Below are 20,892 nucleotides of genomic sequence, written 5' to 3'. Positions count from 1 at the left end.
TTCCTTTTTTGAAGTCATTCACCCCCCTTCAATATCCTATGCTTGAAATCAATTGTAATTACAAATATTTAATTTTTCAATACCTTTTTTAAATTTGTTATTACAAATTATTTTGTAATTGATATGACAATAAGTTTTATGGAATAATAGAATGAAGAACAGAGTAGGAGGAACGGGTATGAAAGACGGTTTCACCGAGGATAGTGCCCTGCATTTGAAGGTTAAAGAAAGCATTCTTGAACTTATAGCTAATGGAGAATACAAACCGGATACAAAATTGCCGACAGAAGCGGAGTTTTGTGAAAAATATGGAGTCAGCCGGACGACCATTAGAACAGCACTCCAGCAGCTGAGCTCAGAAGGCCATATTTATCGCCAGCAAGGCAGAGGCACTTTTGTATCAAGCAATAAAGTTAAGCAGCGGCTGACTTCTACCGTCGAAAACTTTTCAAAGCAAATGACGTTGCAGGGAAAAAACCCGCTTATAAAAGTAATAAACCTGGAAGTCATCCCTGCCGATCCCTTCTTAGCAGATGTCTTTGAGCTGTCAGAAGGCGATCCCGTAAATGTTCTCGAACGAATCAGATATGCGGATGACGAGCCGCTTCAATATGAAAAAGCCTTTCTGCCATGGAAAAAGACCCCCAGCTTGAACCGGCAGGCCTGTGAAAAATCCTTATACAATTTACTGCAGACTCAATACGACTTAAAAATCAAAAAGACAGTCGAGCATTTAGAAATTTCATTTCCGGAAGAGGAAATTAGTGACTTGTTAAAAATCAAAACTGAAACACCGTGTTTCTCTCTTGAAACCTATGCCCATATTGAAGACGGAAGCTTAATCGAGTATTCCAAAACGATGTTCCGCGGGGATTATGCTCATTTTATTATTGAACGGAATTATGAATAAAAGCTTGGCGGAGGATATTGTTTAACCGGGAACTCTCTTGGTGGCGGGTGAATACGCAGCTGACTTGGACAGCGGGATCTGCGAATGGGCCTTTGCTTTCTGAATGCGCAGCTGGTTCGGACACTATCAACTGCAATTTGACTTTTTCTGTCAGAATGCGTGCCTGGTTCGGACAGTGGGAACAGCGGTTTGGCCTTTGCTGTCAGAATGCGTGCCTGGTTCGGACACCATCAACTGCGATTTAGCATTTTTTTGTCCGAATGCGTGCCTGGTTCGGACAGCACCAACTGTGATTTAACCTTTACTGTTCGAATGCGTGCCTGGTTCGGACACCATCAACTGCGATTTGACCTTTTCTGTCCGAATGCGTGCCTGGTTCGGACACCATCAACTGCGATTTAGCATTTGCTGTCCGAATGTATGCCTGATTCGGACACCATCAACTGCGATTTGGCCTTTGCTGTCAGAATGCATGCCTGGTTCGGACACCATCAACTGCGATTTGACCTTTTCTGTCCGAATGCGTGCCTGGTTCGGACAGCACCAACTGTGATTTAACCTTTACTGTCCGAATGCGTGCCTGGTTCGGACAGCACCAACTGTGATTTAACCTTTTCTGTCCGAATGCGTGCCTGGTTCGGACACCATCAACTGCGATTTAACCTTTGCTGTCAGAATGCGTGCCTGGTTCGGACACCATCAACTGCGATTTGACCTTTTCTGTCCGAATGCGTGCCTGGTTCGGACACCATCAACTGCGATTTAACCTTTGCTGTCCGAATGCATGCCTGGTTCGGACAGAGCAAGCAGGGATATGTCTTTTTGCTGTCCGAATAGGGATTAAAAGTTTTATAGGTATTCTCATTTTTGATTTGATAAAGAATAATAGTGGATTAACTTAGCATAATGCCTCATGCCACTTTATTGCCTTCATCTCAATTTCCCGCACCAGTGCTTCTTTCCCTTCTATGTATGCATCAATGTCTAAAGGGTACTGTTTCGCTAACTCCATTTTTAAAGCTCCATATTGTTTTGCTTCTTCGCCGTTTAATCGTAAATAATCACGAAATGCAAGATGCCGGGTGATATGAGGATTCCCTATTTCGTAGATATGGACATGATGAGTCCGCTGATTGCCGCCCTTCTGAAAATACCGCCGGCCAGGCAGTCCGTTTTCTCCGCGGGGTTCATATCCCAGTGAAATCATTTCCGGATTGAAGCGATCAACCATTTCAATTTTATTTACTATAGGCATTATATCGATGACCGGCTTTGCTGCCAGACCTGGAATGGACGTGCTGCCTATATGGTGGATGTCCAAAATCTCTCTTTTAAAAATCGTCTTGAGGAGTGCTGCCTCGCTTTTAAATAAGGATGGCCAATCGGGATTATATGGAGCAACTGCCACTTTCCTTGTCATGATTTCCTCCTAATTTGAAAACTTCTATTTTAACCGCATCAAACTGGCCCATAAAAAATCTTCTCCAAAGAGATTGCTAGGCTGCTGAATATTTTTCATTTTTCTAAACTCAATGAGATTAAAGTCATTGTTAAAGATCGCTTTCAATCGTTCTTCAGTATACCCGATGCCTCCCTTTAAGCTGCCGCTGTGATATACCTCCCAGTCCGGAGTAGGAAGCGCGCCATCAGTATTAAAGCAAACAAGTCCGAACTTTCCCCCTGGCTTCAGTGCAGCTTTGATTATTTCCAAATATGTCAGCCTTCTATGCGGGGGAAGATGATGGAACATGCCGCTGTCATAAATAAAATCATAGGTGTGTGGTTCAAAATGGAAATCAAAAAGAGATACACATTTAAAATTTATATCGGCTTGTGCTTCTTTGGCTCTTTCGCCAGCCCAATTGATCGCCTTTTCGGAAAAATCAATGGCATCCACTTTCGCTCCACTCTTCGCCAGAAAGATGGCATTCCTCCCCGGACCGCAGCCAATCTCAAGGGTTTTTCCCGGCCGCAAGCCATTTTGAACATATGCATTCAAGTTTTCATCTGGCCCCTTCGCTATGAAAAATGGAATCTCTTTGTCCCGGTCTTCATAAAAATTTTCCCAGAAGGCTTTTGGTTCTCTTAACAATCCATCCAGCATTTCCAGTAAATCATCGTAATGTAAAATCGCTTTCTCCATGGCAATGCCCCCTTTCCTTTATTTTACTAAAACCCTCATAATCAAGGATTACAGCTCCGTTAAAAAAAGAATATTTATGCAAAATCGAACTTCCGATCCTTCATTATTTTTCCAATTAGAGATCCTGTAAGGGGGTATTTTCAATACAAATAGTCTAATAAATACTTTAAGTCTTTTAACATAAAAAATCCCGGAAACGCTCACTATGCACATTTGGCAACCTTCACCATTTACTCCTTCGTCATATTCGTAACATTTATGAAATATTTTCTTCTGAAAACCTGTCCTTCATTTGGATTAGCTCACATATAATGACTGACAAGAAGGTATAGGAGGTACATGATGTTTTTTTTCCTTGATAAAGCGATTCTCGGTATGGCAATTCTGCGGATTATTTCAGGAAGCATTGAAATCTTTGTTGCACTATTGATCTTAAGAATGAATGATATTGAAAAAGCACTGATTGCAAATAGTTCACTAGCCCTTATTGGACCGCCAGTGCTTCTCTTGACGACAGTCATCGGATTGACTGGAATGGCAGATAAAGTTTCACTAAGCAAGATATTATGGGTACTTTGCGGAGTTGGCTGCATTCTTTATGGGGTAAAAGGCAACTAATCCAATAAGAAAAAGAGCTGTACGGACAGCTCTACTTCTGATGTTTCAGCAATTCGGAAACCGTAGTCATATGGTAACCCTGCTCTTTTAATGAAGAAATAATTTTCTTAACAGATTTCAATGACTCTTCCCGGCTTTCATACATGACATGAAGAAGAATGATGGAGCCTGGTTCTATATTCTCCGCCACATGCTCCGTGATTTTATTGGCATCCCCTTCTATTTCCGGATGACTTTCAGGCTCAATGTTCCATAGGATCGTCTTACGCTCCTCTTTAGATAAGTAGTAAGGCAGAAAAAATAGTTTTTTTCCGTATGGAGGGCGGAAATGAATTTCTCCCTCATAACCTGTCTGCCTGATCAAATCATCTGTTTTCTCAATTTCATCTTTAATAAAAGAGGGAGATTTTAGGACCATTCGTGTATGAGAATAGGAATGATTGCCAATTTCATGCCCTTCTTCCGCAATCCTTTTGGCATCGTCCATATGCTGCTCAATCTCTTGCCCTGTCAGGTAAAAAGTGGCTTTAATTTCTTCCTCCTGCAGAATATCCAATATCTCCTCCGTGTTGACGCCTGGTCCATCATCAAATGTTAATGCTGCCACTTTTTCCTCTGTTTCTGCTTTATTAACAAGGCCGCCGAAAAACTGAAAGTTCCTTGACTTGGAAATTTCAAACAGCAAAAAGCAAATTCCCAAAATCAGAGTGATAGAAATGCTGATTTTTAGCAGTTTTTTCATAATTCCTCCAGACAGCTATAGTATCAGGGTTATTATAATTTTTATATAATAAAAAAACCAGCCCCCGATTGGAAACTGGTTTGATAATATAAGTATGGAGCCGCTTTTGCCGTAACTGTTATAAGAAAGTTTTAAACCACCACTCCTCAAAGTGGGTGTCCGCAGAAACATTCCTGCATGTCCTCCTTGTCAAATAGACAGAGGCTTGTCATTCCTGTTCCGATGTTAAACTCCCTATTTCAGCTTAAAGGTTAAAACTTTAGTATGATTACGTACAATGCAGCTTGTTTTATTATAATAAGATAATTTCAGGTCTTTTTCAATGGTAATAAATTCTTGGCAGACACCCCACTGCTAAAAATGTAAAGATTCGTTCATCCTCTGTTCATATTGAAGGTCTAATCTAAGAATGTAAAAAAGAGATTGGAGGAATTCTGATGAGTCTTGCATTGAAAGAAATGAAGAAAAATAAAATACGGTTTTTGATTTTAGGTTCAATCGTCTTTCTAATAAGTTTGCTGACGTTTATTATCTCAGGCTTAGCGAACGGATTATCTCAGGATAATGCTGCATTAATTAAAGACCTGCCCAATGGACAATTTTATATGAATGAAGATGCAGACGAAACCTATAATCTATCGAGGATAGATAGCAATTTACAGGAAAAATGGTTAAACGGGCAAGAAGATGCTGCGGCACTCTCCATTCAAATGGGCTTTTTAAATGATAAGAATGAAAAACAGCAAAGCGTAGCTTTTGTCACCTCAACCGAATCAAAATGGTTTGAGAATGTAAAGCCTGGTGAGGTCGTATTGGACAGATCTATGGAGGATAAAGGAATCAAAGCCGGAGATGTCTTAACAAATAATCAATTTAGCGACGAGTTTGTTGTAAAAGGGTTTGTAGATCAAAAGAAATTCAGCCATGCACCAGTTGCTTTTATAAATATAGAAAACTACAAAGAGATGTACAGAGTTGATGAAATGCAATTGATTTATGTACCTGGCCAGGATAAGGCACAGGAAGCTGACGGCCTGCAATCATTTTCAAAGAAACAATTTCTCGAAACGATACCAAGTTATAGCGCAGAACAAATGTCTCTTAATATGATTGTTTGGTTTTTGGTGGTAATTAGCGGAATGCTGTTCGCAATTTTCTTCTATATGATGAACGTTCAAAAAATTGGGCTGTACGGTATACTAAAAGCGATTGGATTAAAAACAAGTGCCTTATTTAAAATGATGTGGACACAAATGATTTTCATAACCGGAATAGCACTTGTTTTGTCAGCTGCACTCAGTCAGGGTTTTAATATGATCGCACCAGATGGTATGCCTTTTACTTTAACCCTTGAAACCACAGGCATGTTGTCAATGGTGTTTTTAATTATCGGATTCATTGGAGCTACTCTTTCAGGCATTCAAGTTAAAAAAATCGAACCATTACAGGCGATTCAGCAAGGAGAGGTTTAATATGGAATTTTTTACTGTAAATGGCATAGAAAAAGCATTCACTAATGGTGAAATAAAGGAAGAAATATTAAAAGGAATCAATCTTTCACTAAAAAAAGGAAAAATTACAGCATTGGTGGGCGCTTCGGGGTCTGGTAAAAGTACGCTGCTTACCATTGCAGCAGGCCTTCAGCCTGCTTCAGAGGGTCAAATACTATTTGAAGGAAAAAATATAAATGCTATGAATCAAGAGCAAATCCGCAAAATTCGGGCAAATAAATTTGGCTTTGTCTTTCAATTTGCACACCTTGTTCCTTTTCTTACAGTAGAAGAACAGCTAATGCTTATGCTGGATGTTTCTGAAACGAAATTAACCAAAAAGGAACAAAAAAGTGAAGTGAACAGAATACTAAAACTAGTGGGGATTGACCACCGGAAAAAAGCTTACCCTTCCTCACTTTCAGGTGGTGAAAAACAGAGGGTTGCGTTTGCGCGTGCAATTATTCATAAGCCCATGGTTCTCTTTGCTGATGAACCAACTGCAAGCCTGGATTCAAAAAAATCTAAAGAGATGATGACCTTAATACGAGAGCTGACAAAAACCCTGAACATCACTACCCTCATGGTTACACATGATGAAGAAATGCTTTCTTATGTCGACCATATTATTAAAATGAGTGATGGGCTAATTCTCCAAACTGATGAGTCAACCGCTGTGCCTCAAGTAATCTCTTGAAATTGTGCTTTCTAAATAAAGATAATAGCCCTTCTATTGTGCTGGGCTATTTTTTTGTATACAGTTTTATTAATGGTAAGCATTAGAAAGATGAAGAAAAAAATGGGAGAAAAATAATGACTAATATTTTAATTGCTGATGACGACAGCCTTGTGTTAAACCTAATCGATATCCACTTAACTGAACAAGGTTATAAAGTATTTAAAGCTTATAACGGAATCGAGGCTCTAGAGATTCTTAATAAGGAATTATGCAGTTTAGCAGTAGTTGACGTAATGATGCCATTTATGGATGGTTATACATTAACAAAAGAGATACGAAATCAATTTAATATACCTGTCATCCTTTTAACAGCTAAAAATCAAATTGAGGATAAGGAGAGAGGGTTTCACGCAGGTACGGATGATTACCTTGTTAAACCTTTTGAACCGAAAGAATTGAGCTTTCGTATAAAAGCATTGCTTAGGCGCTACGATAACAATCCTGATGAGTACATTGTCCGCATAGGCAACACAATTATAAACAAGAAAAGCTATGAAGTGAAGGTGGGAAAACGAACAATCCTATTACCTTTAAAGGAGTTTGAACTTTTATATTTTTTAATGTCAAAACCTATGCAAGTGTTTTCCAGAGACCACCTGATTGATCAAATATGGGGGATGGATTATGAAGGGGATGAACGAACAGTTGATGTTCATATAAAAAGGCTGAGAGAACGTTTTTCTAAATTGACAGATCATTTTCAAATTAAAACAGTACGCGGAGTTGGATATTCCCTGGAGGTCAATCGAGAATGAAATCTCTTTATATAAAATTTTTTGTTATTACCATCGGAATCATGATTATTAGCAGCGTTTTTGCTTTTTTAATCTCCAATACTTATTACCAGCAGAAATTAAAACCTTATAATGATCATAAAATTACACGTTTTGCAGAATCAATCGCAGCGTTTGCTGATGAGCACCCTACTATAAACTTGAATGATTACTTAGATAACATTTCTTCAGTTGGCTATCAAATTTACCTGGTTGATGGCAGGGGCGATGAATCTTTTTTTGGTGCACCATTCAGGGATAAAGGTCTCTCTGTTTCTACCCAGGAGCATGTTTTAAACGGAAATATTTATCATGGCATTCTCCATTTTCCGCACAGAACATTTGTAACAGGCTTTTTTGCAAATGAATTGAAAAATACAATAGGTGTTCCACTAACACATGATGGCAAAAAATATGCTCTTTTCATCAGGCCGGATTTAAAACTCCTTTTTAATGAAATGCATCTTTTATTTGGGTGGATGCTCGCATTAACCATTATATTAAGCATCGTTATGGTTATTTTCAGCACAAAATATTTAGTAAAACCCATTTCGAAACTCACAAAAGCCACAAAATCACTTTCCAAAGGCGAGTTCAATGTTAACCTTGATATTACTCGTCATGATGAGTTGGGAGAGCTATCACAGAATTTTTTAAAAATGGCGAGAAAATTAGAACAAATGGATGAAATGAGAAAGGAGTTCATCTCCAACATTTCTCATGATATTCAGTCTCCCCTATCAAATATAAAGGGATATACAAACTTAATGGGAAAAGAATCAATAAAACAAGAAGAACGGGTCCATTACGTTTCAATTATCAATGGAGAGATCAGAAGACTATCTACTTTAACAAAACAATTGCTGCTTCTTGCCTCATTAGATCGAAATAACGATATTTTGAAAAAAAAGGCATTCAATGTAGGTCGGCAGATTCATGAATTGGTAAAGAATTATCAATGGCGAATTAATGAAAAAGGAATAATGCTCAGCCACTCTTTACCCGATACGGAAATCATCGGTGACCCCTCTTTACTTAATACAGTTTGGGATAACCTATTGGCAAACGCCATTAAATATAATAAACCTGATGGCAGTATTGATATATCAATTGAAGAAAAAGGAGAATCAATATTTGTAACCATTGAAGATACCGGAATAGGATTGACTAATTCAGAAATTGACAGGATATTTGATCGCTTTTATCGGGCAGATACCGCACGGACACGAACAATAGAGGGCACAGGGCTTGGTTTATCTATTGTCTGGTCCATTGTCAATTTACATGGTGGCCATGTTCATGTAAATAGTAAAGGGAAAGAGGGAACTGCTTTTACTATTGAGCTTCCGATTAAATAGTTATTGGTTATTTCGAACCGATTTCCTGTTATACAGCGAGCCTGCCAATTGTGCCATCCTTTTTTCCTGGGGTTGCTCTCTTTTCGTCACTATTCACCCGGATTAACTACCATTTTTTCTGCGGCTGCTCTCTTTTCGTCGTTATTCACTCGGATTAACTACCATTTTAGCAGTTGCTGCTCTTTTTTCGTCGTTATTCACTCGGATTAACTACCATTTTAGCGGTTGCTGTTCTTTTTTCGTCCCTATTCACTCTGCTTTGCAACCTTTTTTCGATAGAGATCCATTTTCATCGTTTATCGCGATATTTTCTCAAATTCACAGATAAAAGAGAGATGGCCTAAAGCCATCTCTCTCCCCTTTATGCTGGTGCATCAATTTCATCTTCAGCAATGTGTTTTTCGTTATATTCCACGTCTTTGCGTGCATTGTAGCGGTCTGCTTTTTCGAGGGTAACCGTGATGTTGTAGTCAGGGATACCAGCGAATTTTTCGTAGCGGCCTCTTGGCAATAGGAAGTTTCCTTCCGGGAAGTGGACTTCGACGTTGCCGCGGGCGATATCGACGAATTTGGCTCTTCCCTGGAATACACCGAATCCATTGTATAGGACAATCCCTTCACCCTCTGCAATGCTTAAATCCTTTCCATCCTCGGCGTTCATCAGTACATCATATCGTCCGGCACCATTCAGCGGGTCCACCTCTTTATAGACCATGGAATTAAACTGCTTCCCTCGGCGTGACGTTACAATGAATTGCCCTTCTTTCTTTCCAAGGTCGGGAATATCCACAGTAATAAGTGTGCCTTTTCCATCCGGAGTCGGGCAGATGCCGTCCTCACATAACCATGCTCCGCCCCACTGGAAGACATCACCTGCTTTTTTCAGGTGCTGAATGCCATCATAACTAGGGTTAGCCTCTGCAATTTCGTCACGGATTTCCTGTGCATTTTTAAATTTAACGAGATGAGCAGTTTCAGGCTTAACACGTTTGGCAAGATCAATGTAGATTTTCCATTCTTCGCGTGCCTCTTCAATTTTATTCTTATTCCCTTCAATTTCCGGACTGAAATACACCATGCGTTCCGTAGAAGTGGATGTACCGCCGCCCTCCTGCTCGTATCGGGTTTTAGCCGGGAGCACGATGACCGCTTCCTTCGCATCAACCAGTGTAGAAGTGTTTAAAATTATATCCTGATGAACACGAATGTCCAGTTCAGAAAGAGCTTTTTCAATAAAATCAGGATCTGGCATTGTCTCAAGGAAGTTACCGCCTGAAAGATAGTAAAGCTTGATTTTCCGTTCATGGTCTTCTGGGAGCAGGATATTCTCCAGTGTCACCCCTACAATATCACCCTGCCATTTCTCAAGCTCGAAGCCCCAAAGATTTTGAATGCGGGCAAAATTGTCACCATAAAAGTCACCGCCAGGCAATACGAATGGATCTGCCCCCATCTCACCGCTTCCCTGCACAGATGAATGTCCGCGGAAAGGCATTAGGCCATTATGCTTTCGGCCCAGATGACCGCGAAGCAGCGCAAGATTCGCAACCTGTGAAATGTTATCTGTCGCAAAAGAATGCATGGTCAGGCCAAGAGCCCAGGCATAGACGGCGTTTTTGCTGTTCGCAAGCAGTTCCGCAAGCTCGATGATACGCTCTTTGCTTACACCGGAAGATTTAATAATCTCTTCCCATGACTGCTCTTTCACTTTCATTTTCAAATCTTCGTATCCATTTACATGCTCGTTCACAAACTTATGATTGATGGCAGAACCGCGCTCCGCTTTCTCCATTTCAAACCAGTGCTTCATGATCCCGTGCATAAAGGCAATGTCTCCGCCGATATTTACCTGATAAAAATCATCTGCGATTTTTGTGCCAAACAATGCAGATTCCGGATTCGACGGAATCCAGTATTTGTCCATCGCCGGTTCTTTATATGGATTGACGACGATAATTTTCGTGCCGTTTTTCTTCGCTTCAAGCATGTATTTGGATGATACAGGCGAACTGTTTGATGCCACACTGCCCCAGAATAACAGGACATCCGTTCCGATCCAGTCAAGGTAATTGGCTGTGGAAGCCCCTACTCCGATGGAACGCTTTAACGCGGTTTTTGAAGGCGAATGGCAAATGCGGCTCGCATTATCGATGTGATTCGTTCCAAGAAAGCGGGCAACCTTGCCTGCCACATAATAAGATTCATTCGTAATTCCGCGGCTTGTCAGGTAGAACGCATATTGTTTAGGATCGAGCACCTTCATTTTTTCAGCAATCATGTTCATGGCATCATCCCAAGTGATCCGGGAGAACTTGCGCTCTCCCTTTCTGCGGATCATCGGATAAGGAATGCGGCCCAATTTACGAAGCTCGGTGCTGTCATATTTGCGCAGCTCATCAATATCGGCATGCAGAATTTCCGGTTTGATGGCGCCGGCAGTATTCAAACGAAGGACATTTAACCTTGTAGTACATACGTGCGGCCCCTTAAGAGTCTGGTCATAAAGACCGGAAACGCCAAGGGCACATCCGTCACACACACCTTTTGTTAAAATATTTGTGGCATATCCAATATTATCTTTGTTTTCCCATAGGATTTTTGCTGTATCCCTCATATGCTTCGGCTTTATTTTGCCAAGCCCAAATGGAATAGGGCTCACCCAATGTTTCGGATCCGGCATTGCCTTTTTATTCTGAGGTCCTGGATGTTTTGTTTTTCCCACCTGAAACACTCCCTTGATTTTTTCTATTTAATAGAGATCCTGAATCTCTTAATTTCCAATGTTCAAATAGCATTTATTATTGTATATGGGCAAATAGAATAAATTTGCCCTTTTTTCAAAAAAAACCACCGCAAAAAGCCTCTAACTAATAGATGCTGATTTCTGCGGCGGTTAGTCTTTAGCAGGTTCGCTGCCAAGTGCCATACCAATAGGAAAGCGGAAGCGCCTTGCTCAGCCCCGAGGGGCTAGGCGCTGGAGCTAGACACTATCTATCTTGAATGTTATTTTTATTAAATTTAACCTGCCATACGCTCATTTGCTTCATTTTGCTTGCGCAATTTTTTAATATCAAAACGGATCAGGATTGACACTATAAGCGCCACCACAAAAAGTCCTGCAAAGCTTGTCAGACTTGAAGCATAGCTTCCTGTTGAATCCTTCATCCACGCTGCAAACATTGGACCGGCAAGTCCTGCGGCAGCCCACGCTGTAAGAATATAGCCGTGAATGGCGCCAAGCTGCTTTGTTCCAAATACATCACCGATAAATGCCGGGATGGATGAGAATCCGCCACCGTACATAGTGTACACAATGGCCAGCATAATCTGGAAAAGAATGGCTTCTTTTGTTATCGGCAGCAGCAGGAATAAGGCGATCTGTGATACGAAGAAAATCGTATACGTATTCGGGCGGCCGATATAATCAGAAATGGATGCCCATGCCAGACGGCCAAGTCCATTAAAGATACCGAGTACGCCGACAAGCGTCGCTGCTTCTGCCGTTGTCAGGCCTATGCTTTCCTGTGCCAGCGGTTTTGCAGCTGACAAAATCGCAATTCCGCATGTTACATTAATGAACAGCATGATCCATAAATAATAGAATCGGGATGTCTTTACTGCTTCATTCGCCGTTAACTGTGCCAAATCCTGTTTGATTTTGATTTTTCCGGCTGCAGCTTTTTCTTTCATGCCTTCAGGTGCCCAATCTGCAGGCGGTCTTTCTAAATATAAAGATGATAATGTCATGATGATTAAGTAAGCTGCACCTAAAATAAAGAACGTGTTTGCTGTCCCAACAGATTTAATCAGTCCATCCATGACCGGGCTCGCTACCGCTGCAGCGAAGCCAAATCCCATGATGGCGAGGCCGGTTGCGAATCCGCGGCGGTCCGGGAACCATTTTACCAGTGTGGAGACCGGTGCAATATAGCCGACTCCCAAACCAATTCCCCCAAGAACACCGTATGTTATGTACAAAAATGGCAAGGAACCCATATTTACTGCCAACCCGGCTCCAAGCATGCCGGCTCCAAAGAATCCTGCTGCCAGAAGACCAGCTTTTTTTGGTCCATGCTTTTCAACAAAGTGGCCAAGGAATGCCGCTGATAACCCCAAAAAGAGAATCGCCAAACTGAAGGTCAACTGTACCTCCTTTGATGTCCAGCCAAACTGCTCAATCAATGGATTGGTAAAATTGCTCCAGGCATAAACCGAACCGATTGAGATATGAATCCCTACGGCCGAGGCGGCAATCAGCCACCGATTTTTTGTCTTTTTCACTCTTTTTCCCCCTCATAATGCTCGTACCCTGCTTTTTAAAGCGGTTACAGGATTGTTTCTTGAATTAAAAAAACCGCCAATCTCTCCCGCATTCCCAAATTTGGGTATGCTGAAGCAGGATTGACGGTTAGTATCAAGCAGGATTCGCTGCTTAAAGGACCAACTGTTAATCAAAATAGAATCTGAGGACATTTTAACCGACGACAGGTTCGCTATCTCAAATCAAAATGTGACAGATTTTTGAACTATTAAAAATCATATCACTTTGAAATAACATGTTCAAGCCCTTTTTAGCAATTTTCCACTATGGCAGTGTTGGTTTATATACAAAAGAACTCCGGAAATGATCTCCGGAGTTCTTTCTATTTATCTCCCTTTTTTCACGTCATGCAGCAAGTCAGGATGGTTTGTGAACATGCCGGTTACTCCCCAGTTAATCAGCTGCTTCATTCTTTCCTTGTCATTGACAGTATAAGGGTGCAGTTCAAGGCCGCTGTTGACAACCTTTTGTACATATTCCTCATTTAAATATGTATGATTAGGACCGATGCCCATCGCGTACTGCTTGATTTCCTTAATCTCTGCATCAGTAATTTCTGCGTTCGCTTTATATGAGATTAATTGTACGAGTTTAATAGAGGGGTCCAATTCATTCATCACTTTAAGACTTTGAGGGCTGAATGATTGGACTAGCAGTTTATTTTTATTAATATTATACTTATCAACCAGACGAAGCAGTTCTTTTTCCATACCAGGGTAAACATCCGGTGATTTTGTTTCTATGTAGTAGCTGTTGTTTTTTCCAAATTTCTTGAAAACCTCTTCAAGTGTCGGCACCTTTAAGCCTTCGTATTCCGCTTTAGAGGCATACGGGTACTTTTCGTTAAACCAGCTGCCTGCATCAAGCTGCTTAATTTCTTCTAATGTATAATCCTTTACGGGCCCTGTTCCATTAGTCGTCCGATCAAGCGTTACGTCATGCATCGCAATGAGATGTCCATCCTTTGTCATCTGCAAATCAATTTCAATATAATCCCCGTGCATTTTCTCGCCCATGTCATATGAAGCGATTGTATGTTCAGGTACATAAGCAGAAGCCCCGCGATGTGACACATTTACAATGTCCTTATGCATATCCTTTGCCAGCGCCGAACCTCCTCCAAACGCATTTAGCCCAATTACTGCCGCACCAATAACAGAAATCATTTTCTTCTTCAATGTCTTCGTCCCCTATCTATAATGGTTTACACCTTAAGAATAGTGACAAAATATTAACTCTGTTATAAATCTATGTAAAATCTGGAAGAATAATAGTTTACAGGAATATTAATACAAGCATTTCGGATTAGGTCTTTTTCACTAGGAAATCCCTATTGTAGAAACTTGTAATCTTTTTATAAGTTTTGTCGAATCTGTTTATTTGCAGTTTAATTTGTCGATAATAGAATATAGTATTTCATCCCCTGATTAGGAGCCGAATCAATGACCACAACTTCGACTACTATAAAAAAACTTCATCATGACATCGATGTCCTGCGCAAAAAGATGATTTCTGTTGGAAAAAACAAGGGATTGTCACACCCTGAAACGCTCATGTACTCAGAGGAGCTCGATAAGCTCATTTATAGAGTGCAGCGAAGCAAATTCATCCTTTAGAACATCCCCGGTTATTACCTCAAAAGTAATAAATATTCCATAAAACGCACACTCTTATAAAAAGGAGTGTGTTTGTTTTATGATTGAGCGCTTAATCTTATGGAGGCGTTATGGTTCCTCAGGATAAAAGGGAGAAAATCAGCAGAAACTTTAAGCATTTTTATTGAGAAAAACAAAAAATATAGCCATAATGAGAGGATAACATCAACAAGGAAATGGAGATCTTATGAAGAAAAAATTCATGATTTTATTGGCAATCGTCCTTCTTGTTCTGACAGCCTGCGGTAAAGATCAGGCACAGGAAGCGATCACCTTAAAGGATCAAACCGGAAATGAAGTTACTTTCCCCCAGGACAAGCCAAGTGTTTTCTTCTTTATCACTACATACACCTGAGGACTCTGTCAGCAGCAACTGGTCGAGTTGCATCAGAATATGGATAAATTAGAAGGCATGGACGCCAACATGTACATTGTCAGCAATGATCAGCCTGAGCAGCAGCTTGAACTGTATAATGCTCTTGAAGAAAAAATGGGGCACAGCCTCCCATTTGTGTCAGACCCTGAAATGAAGCTCATTGAACGGGCTGATATGAAAAATGGCGACGCCGCCTACAGAGGCTACGCTTTAATGGATACAAAAGGCAATATTGTGTTCAACAAGGTCAATGACCATTGGGGAGAAGAAATCGATAAAACCGCAGAAGACTTAAAGAAAGAATATGAGGAGCTTTCCAAATAAAGACGAAAAAAACACGCTTGAGAGCGTGTTCATGAATCCCTGTCTTTATCTGTGAACTGGAGCATGGCGATAACAAACATACCGAAACTGATCATCAAAGACAACACTTCAAAGGTACCCATTTATACATCGCCTCCTTATCTTCAGCCTTCCCGGAACCAAACTTGTCCTATACTCAGGATAAGTGCCCATTTGAAAATCCGTCCAAAAGGCCTAAAAAGAGCCGGCCACATGGCAAAATTGCATGTGACTGGCTCTTTTTTTGTTAAAAACCGCAATTTTCTTTAGCTTGCATCGAAAATTGCTCCGTTTTTATATGCTATTAATTCAGATTTATTTGCGCAAAGCTTGAATTTATATGGGCTATCCAAATTTATGTGCGAATAAGCGATTTTTACTTGCGGATAGCCAAATTTATGTGCGGATAAGCGATTTTTACTTGCGGATAGAAAAATTTATGTGCGTTTAGCTTTTATACCGGCCTTTCTTTCCTGAATGTCAACTGGGATAATAAAAAAACAGCGCATTTTCATGCACTGTCAGCTCCCGCTCAACCATTTAAATTAAAACGATGTTTCCGTTTTGATCATTTTCTGCATGAATCGAATCCCCTTCATATGGGAGTTCTATCTCAATCTTCGTGCCTTCCCCAACTTTACTTTCGACTATTAAGCGGCCATTATGGTTTTCGATAATTTTGTAGCAAATCATCAGTCCCAGACCGGTTCCTTTTTCCTTTGTCGTATAAAAAGGCTCTCCCAGACTTGAAATCCGGTCTTCTGATATGCCTACACCCTGATCGATGAATTGAATGGAAATAGTGTTGCCGGTCTTTTTAAAGACTTTAATGTTTAACTGGCCTCCGCCTGGCATTGCTTCAATGGCATTCTTAATAATGTTAATGAATACTTGTTTCAGCTGGTTCTTTTCACAATGAATCTTTGGGGCGCGGAGATTATTTTGTACTGCTATTTCGACATTGTTTAAAATAGAATGGGTACTGCTTAAAAGAATCACTTCGCTGATTAATTTAGTAAGGTCCTGCTTTTCGAAAATGTCTGCAGTCGGCTTTGCAAGCACTAAAAATTCACCTACGATTCCATTTATGCGGTCCAATTCTGAAAGTACAATGTCAAAGTATTCATCTTTCTGGCTATTTGACTTGAAGAGCTGAACAAACCCTTTGATCGAAGTGAGAGGGTTGCGGATTTCATGTGCGATTCCAGCTGCCATTTGACCCAGAAGTGCCAGCTTTTCTGATTTTTGCAGGAGCTTTTCCTGTTCCTCTTTTTTATCAGAAATATCAGTTCCAATAGAGAGTATGGCCTCTTTTCCTTCAAATTCAACATAAAGTGATGAAACTTCAAAAAATCTAGAGGTTCCATCAAAACGTTTTATTTTATATTCAATATTGTTTAAAAGCTGCTTCTCTGACTTTATGTACTGATAACGTTCCTGCAAACGGCCCTTATAGTCCATTTCTATAAAGTCAAGAAGCGACCTGCCAATTAATGAACCTTTATCTGATGCCGACAATTCAGCGACTGCAGTGGAGTTTGCATACAAAATTTCAAAGTCCTTATGTATGAGCACGGAAACCGGGAGTGATTCCAGAAGCAATTTGTGGCTCTTTTCGCTGGCCCGTGCTTTTTCTGCATAGTACCTGCTTTTGTCAAACTGCCAGCCGACAAACCAGGCAATACATGTAAATAGAAAAAAATCAAAAGTAAAAAACGTTTCTTGCGAGAAAATGGATTGATAAGAGGTAAACAAAACCGAAATAAGCACAAGTGAAATTTGACCTGTCCGTTTACTCATATAGTCCTCTTTTTTGTGTATTTTCTATTATTTTAGCATCAAATGTGAGGTTAATGGTATCATTTTCAAAAAAATTTATTATGTGAAAAAGTCTCTTATCTATTAAATTATAAAAAAACCCGCCCGGGGGTGCTGATTATCCCCGGGCAGGTTAAAATAAGCCTATTTCTTCTTTGGAGCCAGCTCTACTGCCTGACGCATGGCTTCCATTAAGCTTTTCTCGTCAGCTATGCCTTTTCCGGCAATATCGAAGGCTGTTCCGTGATCAACGCTTGTACGAATGATGGGAAGGCCGACTGTGATATTAACCCCGGCATCCAGTCCTAATACCTTAACAGGCCCATGTCCCTGATCATGGTACATAGCAACTACAATATCAAAGTCGCCGCGGACAGCTCTGAAAAATAATGTGTCAGCTGGCAGTGGCCCTATAGCATCAATGCCCTCTGCCTGTGCTTTCTCCACTCCAGGAACTACTTTTTCTTCCTCTTCGCCATATCCGAATAATCCATTTTCGCCTGCATGAGGATTGATTCCGCAAACAGCAATTTTAGGTGATTCAATGCCCGCTTTTTTCAATGTGTCATGGGCCAGCTTCAGCACGTGGTACACTCTTTCAGGATTAATCATTTTAACTGCATCAATAATACCAACATGTGTTGTCACATGGATAACCCTTAAGTTTGGTGCGGAAAGCATCATGGAATAATCTGCGGTATTGGTCAAATCCGCTAAAATCTCTGTATGACCTGGATACATATGGCCACCCTTTTGCAATGCTTCTTTGTTTAAGGGTGCAGTACAGATCGCATCAATTCGGTTTTCTTTTGCCATTTCGATCGCTTTAGCCAAATATTGAAATGCAGCGTCGCCAGCTTCGGGTGAAACCTTGCCAATTGGCAGGTCTTCCGGCAAAAGGTCCAAATCAAGGCAATGTACTACTCCATGCTTATAAGGGATCTCGTTTAACTGCTCTGCCTTTACTGCTTCAATAACAAGCCCGCTGTCAACAAATGATTTGGCCCGCTCTAAAATTTTTCTATCACCAATGACAAGCGGGTTGCTTATTTCATACATTTCAGCATCTGCCAGGCTTTTTAAAATAATTTCCGGCCCTACGCCTGCTGCATCCCCCATTGTAATGCCTACTACTGGTTTAGTTTGACTCATTGCACTCAACCTTTCTTGTCATATAATGTATTGCGTTAACCAGGGATTGCTCATTTCCGAATCCCCCTGCTTTTGTAACAGCCCAATAGCTTTTTTCCTTGCTGCGAAGCCGGCCAAAAGGGAGACCCGGTTCTATTTCTGTGTGGAGCTCCATTTCCTGAATTCCCAATTCTGAACAAGCAGCTTTTGCTATGTCTCCGCCTGTTAAAATCAAGCCGTCGAGTTCCGGGAACTTATTTACAAGTCTGTTTGCAAGCTGCCCCAGTCCCATGGCAATCCTCTCACCAATCTGACGCCCTGATAATCCTATTGCTTCTCCCGCTATACGGGCTGCATCCCGGTTCTGATTGGAGGAATCAACATAAACAACAAAATGGTTTTTATCCTGGTTTTGTCCAATTTCTTCAATGACTGCTTCAAGGTCTATTGAATGATTAACCAATTGAACAGGATTGATTTCTGCAAAATAAGATTGATCAAGTTCTCTAATCCGGGAAAGCTGTTTTTTTGTAACCTGGGACAGACTCCCTGAAATTGTGAGTGTTTTCCTGATGTTATTATCCTCGTATTCATTTTCATGATGAGATCTTAGCTTTAGTGCATCCGGTAAATATTCAACTAGAGCACCAGAGCCAGTCCAAATCGTTTTTTTCTGAAGGCTTGTGAAAACCTCGGCAATTACCTGCAGATCCTCTTCCCTTTCACTGTCGCATACAATCCAGTTTTTACCCGCCGCTACAGCTTCTTCAATAAATTCAAGAATATCTGCTTTGTCTCCGCGGATCAAATCCAGGTCAAGCAGGGCAATATCCTTTCCTGCATACTTTTTTAACATGAGAGGAAGAAAGCTTTCCGTTACAGGTGTCTTTGGATCTCTTCCAAACTCTGTTTCTGTAATCAGTTTACCATTTACATAATGATGTCCAGACACCGTTGTACGATTCATTTTGGGAAATGCAGGGGCAATAACAACGATTTCCGGGCGATATACCTTTTCAAGCGCTGCCAGTTCAACTGATATATTTCCTCTTAATGTTGAATCCACTTTTTTATAGACATGAGCATAGCCTTTTTCAAAAAGAAGAGAAGCAGCTTTTTCCACTGCTTCATATGATTCTTCTTGTGTTTTTGCGCGGCTATCAGTATCAACAATTAAGACATCAGGATCAGATTGAATGTTTTTCCCGGTAAAATCCATCATAACTGTGGCAGCCAGCCCTTTTTTCGCCAGCTGTACTCCTGAATCATTAGCACCCGTTAAATCATCCGCTATAATTCCAAATTTCTCAAACACAAGAACCACATCCTTAGCCATTAACTTTCGTCAGGTTTCCTTCTTTAAACTCATAGCCTTTTCTCTCTAGACGCTTAACCAAAAACGCTATATACAGCGGAAGCAGGATTGCGGTTGTCACAGTTGATGCCGCCACTTGAACTGTAGCCAATTCAGCATACTGAGCAAAACCTGCACTTGCTGCTGCAATGGCAGCTGGTGTCGCTACAGCATTCCCGGCAGTCGAGCCTTCGGCAGCACCTACAATTGGGTTCCACTTAAACGCTTTAAACACTAGATATCCAGCTGTACCAGTTACGAATACTGTTAATAGACCAAGAATAATACCTGACAGACCGCCTTCTACAATTGCACCGAAGTCAATTCCCATTCCAAGGGCGAAAGCGAAAAATGGAATGAGCATGGAACTTCCATTATCAAGGAATACACGCATTTCTTCATCCAGGTTACCCAATACCATACCTACCAGGATTGGAAGCAGTACGGCAATGAATGATTGCAATGAGAACATACCATCAACAAAGCCCATTGCACCAAATATGGATAGAGCCACCATTGTTAAAAATGGACCGTCATTTAGAGCCAGCAATGAATAAGCTGCACGGTCTTCCTTGCTTCCGTACTGGCCAACAAGTGCAACGAATAGGCCGCCATTACTGTTAGTCATAGCTGCAATAATCGCAATTGGCGCCAAACCCAGCCAAAGGCCATTTTCGCCTGCAAACATGTAAGCGATTAACCCAAATGCCGCACCAACTACCCACTTCGTTGTTAGAAGGGTCGCCCCTTTTCCTATTGAAACACCAAAAGATTTTACGTTAATTTGTGCACCTGTACATAATAGGAATAAAGCGATTAAAGCTGATGCACCGTCAACAAACAATGCTTGAGTAAAATTTCCGATACGGAGTAAATCAGGTGCAAAAGTGTTAAGTATTGCTGCAATTAGCAACGGAACTACCATCATCCCGCCTGGAATACGTTCAAGAGTTGCTTTGATCTTCATAATTTTAACATCCCCTTTATTTATGTTTCAATTTTAAACAATTAATGAAAACGATTACAGTTTTATATTAAACGCTTTCAATGCAAAATTCAACACTTTTCGCAGAAAAATAGATTGGTATTTTCTACTTTTATATTATTTGTTGCATTTTTAAA

Annotated in this window: 19 protein-coding genes and 1 other RNA gene; 9 read left to right on the top strand and 11 right to left on the bottom strand. The window is 40.7% G+C overall.

Annotated elements, in window-relative coordinates:
- The first annotated feature begins 178 nt into the window (after nucleotides 1-178).
- On the top strand, nucleotides 179-910 hold the full coding sequence (locus QUF73_03735) for a GntR family transcriptional regulator (protein ID MDM5225311.1): 732 nt from the start codon (nucleotides 179-181) through the stop codon (nucleotides 908-910).
- A gap of 898 nt (nucleotides 911-1,808) precedes the next feature.
- On the opposite strand, the gene QUF73_03730 is transcribed toward QUF73_03735, so the two are convergent.
- Entirely contained in the window at nucleotides 1,809-2,330 is a 522-nt protein-coding gene (locus QUF73_03730; protein MDM5225310.1) for a GrpB family protein, read from the bottom strand.
- 24 nt (nucleotides 2,331-2,354) lie between these two features.
- On the bottom strand, nucleotides 2,355-3,053 hold the full coding sequence (locus QUF73_03725) for a class I SAM-dependent methyltransferase (GenBank protein MDM5225309.1): 699 nt from the start codon (nucleotides 3,051-3,053) through the stop codon (nucleotides 2,355-2,357).
- A gap of 342 nt (nucleotides 3,054-3,395) precedes the next feature.
- Here QUF73_03725 and QUF73_03720 point away from each other — a divergent pair, with 342 nt between their 5' ends.
- A complete protein-coding gene (locus QUF73_03720) occupies nucleotides 3,396-3,671 on the top strand; it encodes a YqhV family protein (protein MDM5225308.1) in 276 nt (91 codons plus the stop codon).
- Between the two features lie 31 nt (nucleotides 3,672-3,702).
- Here the strand turns inward: QUF73_03720 and QUF73_03715 are convergent, their stop codons facing one another.
- On the bottom strand, nucleotides 3,703-4,413 hold the full coding sequence (locus QUF73_03715; GenBank protein ID MDM5225307.1) for a polysaccharide deacetylase family protein: 711 nt from the start codon (nucleotides 4,411-4,413) through the stop codon (nucleotides 3,703-3,705).
- Nucleotides 4,414-4,506: 93 nt separating this feature from the next.
- Nucleotides 4,507-4,702: non-coding RNA, 6S RNA (gene ssrS, locus QUF73_03710), on the bottom strand.
- A 148-nt stretch (nucleotides 4,703-4,850) separates the two neighbouring features.
- Between ssrS and QUF73_03705 the strand changes: the two genes are divergently transcribed.
- From QUF73_03705 to QUF73_03690, 4 genes are all read left to right on the top strand, one after another.
- Complete coding sequence (locus QUF73_03705) at nucleotides 4,851-5,885, top strand: ABC transporter permease (protein ID MDM5225306.1); 1,035 nt, start codon at nucleotides 4,851-4,853, stop codon at nucleotides 5,883-5,885.
- Nucleotide 5,886: 1 nt separating this feature from the next.
- A complete protein-coding gene (locus QUF73_03700) occupies nucleotides 5,887-6,600 on the top strand; it encodes an ABC transporter ATP-binding protein (GenBank protein ID MDM5225305.1) in 714 nt (237 codons plus the stop codon).
- 116 nt (nucleotides 6,601-6,716) lie between these two features.
- Nucleotides 6,717-7,397: a response regulator transcription factor gene (locus QUF73_03695; GenBank protein ID MDM5225304.1), complete on the top strand. Its 681-nt coding sequence runs from the start codon at nucleotides 6,717-6,719 to the stop codon at nucleotides 7,395-7,397.
- Nucleotides 7,394-8,773: a HAMP domain-containing sensor histidine kinase gene (locus QUF73_03690; GenBank protein ID MDM5225303.1), complete on the top strand. Its 1,380-nt coding sequence runs from the start codon at nucleotides 7,394-7,396 to the stop codon at nucleotides 8,771-8,773. Before QUF73_03695 ends, QUF73_03690 begins: the two co-directional genes overlap by 4 nt.
- A gap of 361 nt (nucleotides 8,774-9,134) precedes the next feature.
- Here the strand turns inward: QUF73_03690 and QUF73_03685 are convergent, their stop codons facing one another.
- The 3 genes from QUF73_03685 to QUF73_03675 form a co-directional block, all read right to left on the bottom strand.
- Nucleotides 9,135-11,495: an FdhF/YdeP family oxidoreductase gene (locus tag QUF73_03685; protein MDM5225302.1), complete on the bottom strand. Its 2,361-nt coding sequence runs from the start codon at nucleotides 11,493-11,495 to the stop codon at nucleotides 9,135-9,137.
- 296 nt (nucleotides 11,496-11,791) lie between these two features.
- Entirely contained in the window at nucleotides 11,792-13,054 is a 1,263-nt protein-coding gene (locus QUF73_03680) for an OFA family MFS transporter (protein MDM5225301.1), read from the bottom strand.
- A 366-nt stretch (nucleotides 13,055-13,420) separates the two neighbouring features.
- Nucleotides 13,421-14,272: a glycerophosphodiester phosphodiesterase gene (locus tag QUF73_03675; protein ID MDM5225300.1), complete on the bottom strand. Its 852-nt coding sequence runs from the start codon at nucleotides 14,270-14,272 to the stop codon at nucleotides 13,421-13,423.
- Between the two features lie 264 nt (nucleotides 14,273-14,536).
- Here QUF73_03675 and QUF73_03670 point away from each other — a divergent pair, with 264 nt between their 5' ends.
- From QUF73_03670 to QUF73_03660, 3 genes are all read left to right on the top strand, one after another.
- Nucleotides 14,537-14,710, top strand: coding sequence for an aspartyl-phosphate phosphatase Spo0E family protein (locus QUF73_03670; GenBank protein ID MDM5225299.1), 174 nt, complete (start codon nucleotides 14,537-14,539; stop codon nucleotides 14,708-14,710).
- A gap of 226 nt (nucleotides 14,711-14,936) precedes the next feature.
- Nucleotides 14,937-15,104, top strand: coding sequence for a hypothetical protein (locus tag QUF73_03665; protein ID MDM5225298.1), 168 nt, complete (start codon nucleotides 14,937-14,939; stop codon nucleotides 15,102-15,104).
- Nucleotides 15,105-15,122: 18 nt separating this feature from the next.
- Nucleotides 15,123-15,449 (top strand): redoxin domain-containing protein, encoded by a 327-nt coding sequence (locus tag QUF73_03660; GenBank protein ID MDM5225297.1) that lies wholly within the window; start codon nucleotides 15,123-15,125, stop codon nucleotides 15,447-15,449.
- A gap of 558 nt (nucleotides 15,450-16,007) precedes the next feature.
- Here the strand turns inward: QUF73_03660 and QUF73_03655 are convergent.
- The 4 genes from QUF73_03655 to QUF73_03640 all read right to left on the bottom strand — a co-directional run bounded on the left by QUF73_03655 (nucleotide 16,008) and on the right by QUF73_03640 (nucleotide 20,737).
- Nucleotides 16,008-17,267: an ATP-binding protein gene (locus tag QUF73_03655; GenBank protein ID MDM5225296.1), complete on the bottom strand. Its 1,260-nt coding sequence runs from the start codon at nucleotides 17,265-17,267 to the stop codon at nucleotides 16,008-16,010.
- Nucleotides 17,268-17,429: 162 nt separating this feature from the next.
- On the bottom strand, nucleotides 17,430-18,437 hold the full coding sequence (pdxA, locus tag QUF73_03650; protein ID MDM5225295.1) for a 4-hydroxythreonine-4-phosphate dehydrogenase PdxA: 1,008 nt from the start codon (nucleotides 18,435-18,437) through the stop codon (nucleotides 17,430-17,432).
- On the bottom strand, nucleotides 18,424-19,731 hold the full coding sequence (locus QUF73_03645) for a four-carbon acid sugar kinase family protein (GenBank protein MDM5225294.1): 1,308 nt from the start codon (nucleotides 19,729-19,731) through the stop codon (nucleotides 18,424-18,426). The genes pdxA and QUF73_03645 overlap by 14 nt, the downstream gene beginning before the upstream one ends.
- 13 nt (nucleotides 19,732-19,744) lie before the next feature.
- Complete coding sequence (locus QUF73_03640; GenBank protein MDM5225293.1) at nucleotides 19,745-20,737, bottom strand: 2-keto-3-deoxygluconate permease; 993 nt, start codon at nucleotides 20,735-20,737, stop codon at nucleotides 19,745-19,747.
- Nucleotides 20,738-20,892: the final 155 nt, after the last annotated feature.

The sequence above is a fragment of the Cytobacillus sp. NJ13 genome, assembly GCA_030348385.1.
Classification (GTDB): Bacteria; Bacillota; Bacilli; order Bacillales; family Cytobacillaceae; genus Cytobacillus.
Note: the sequence above shows the minus strand (reverse complement) of the source record. Positions and strands in the feature narration are given on the sequence as shown.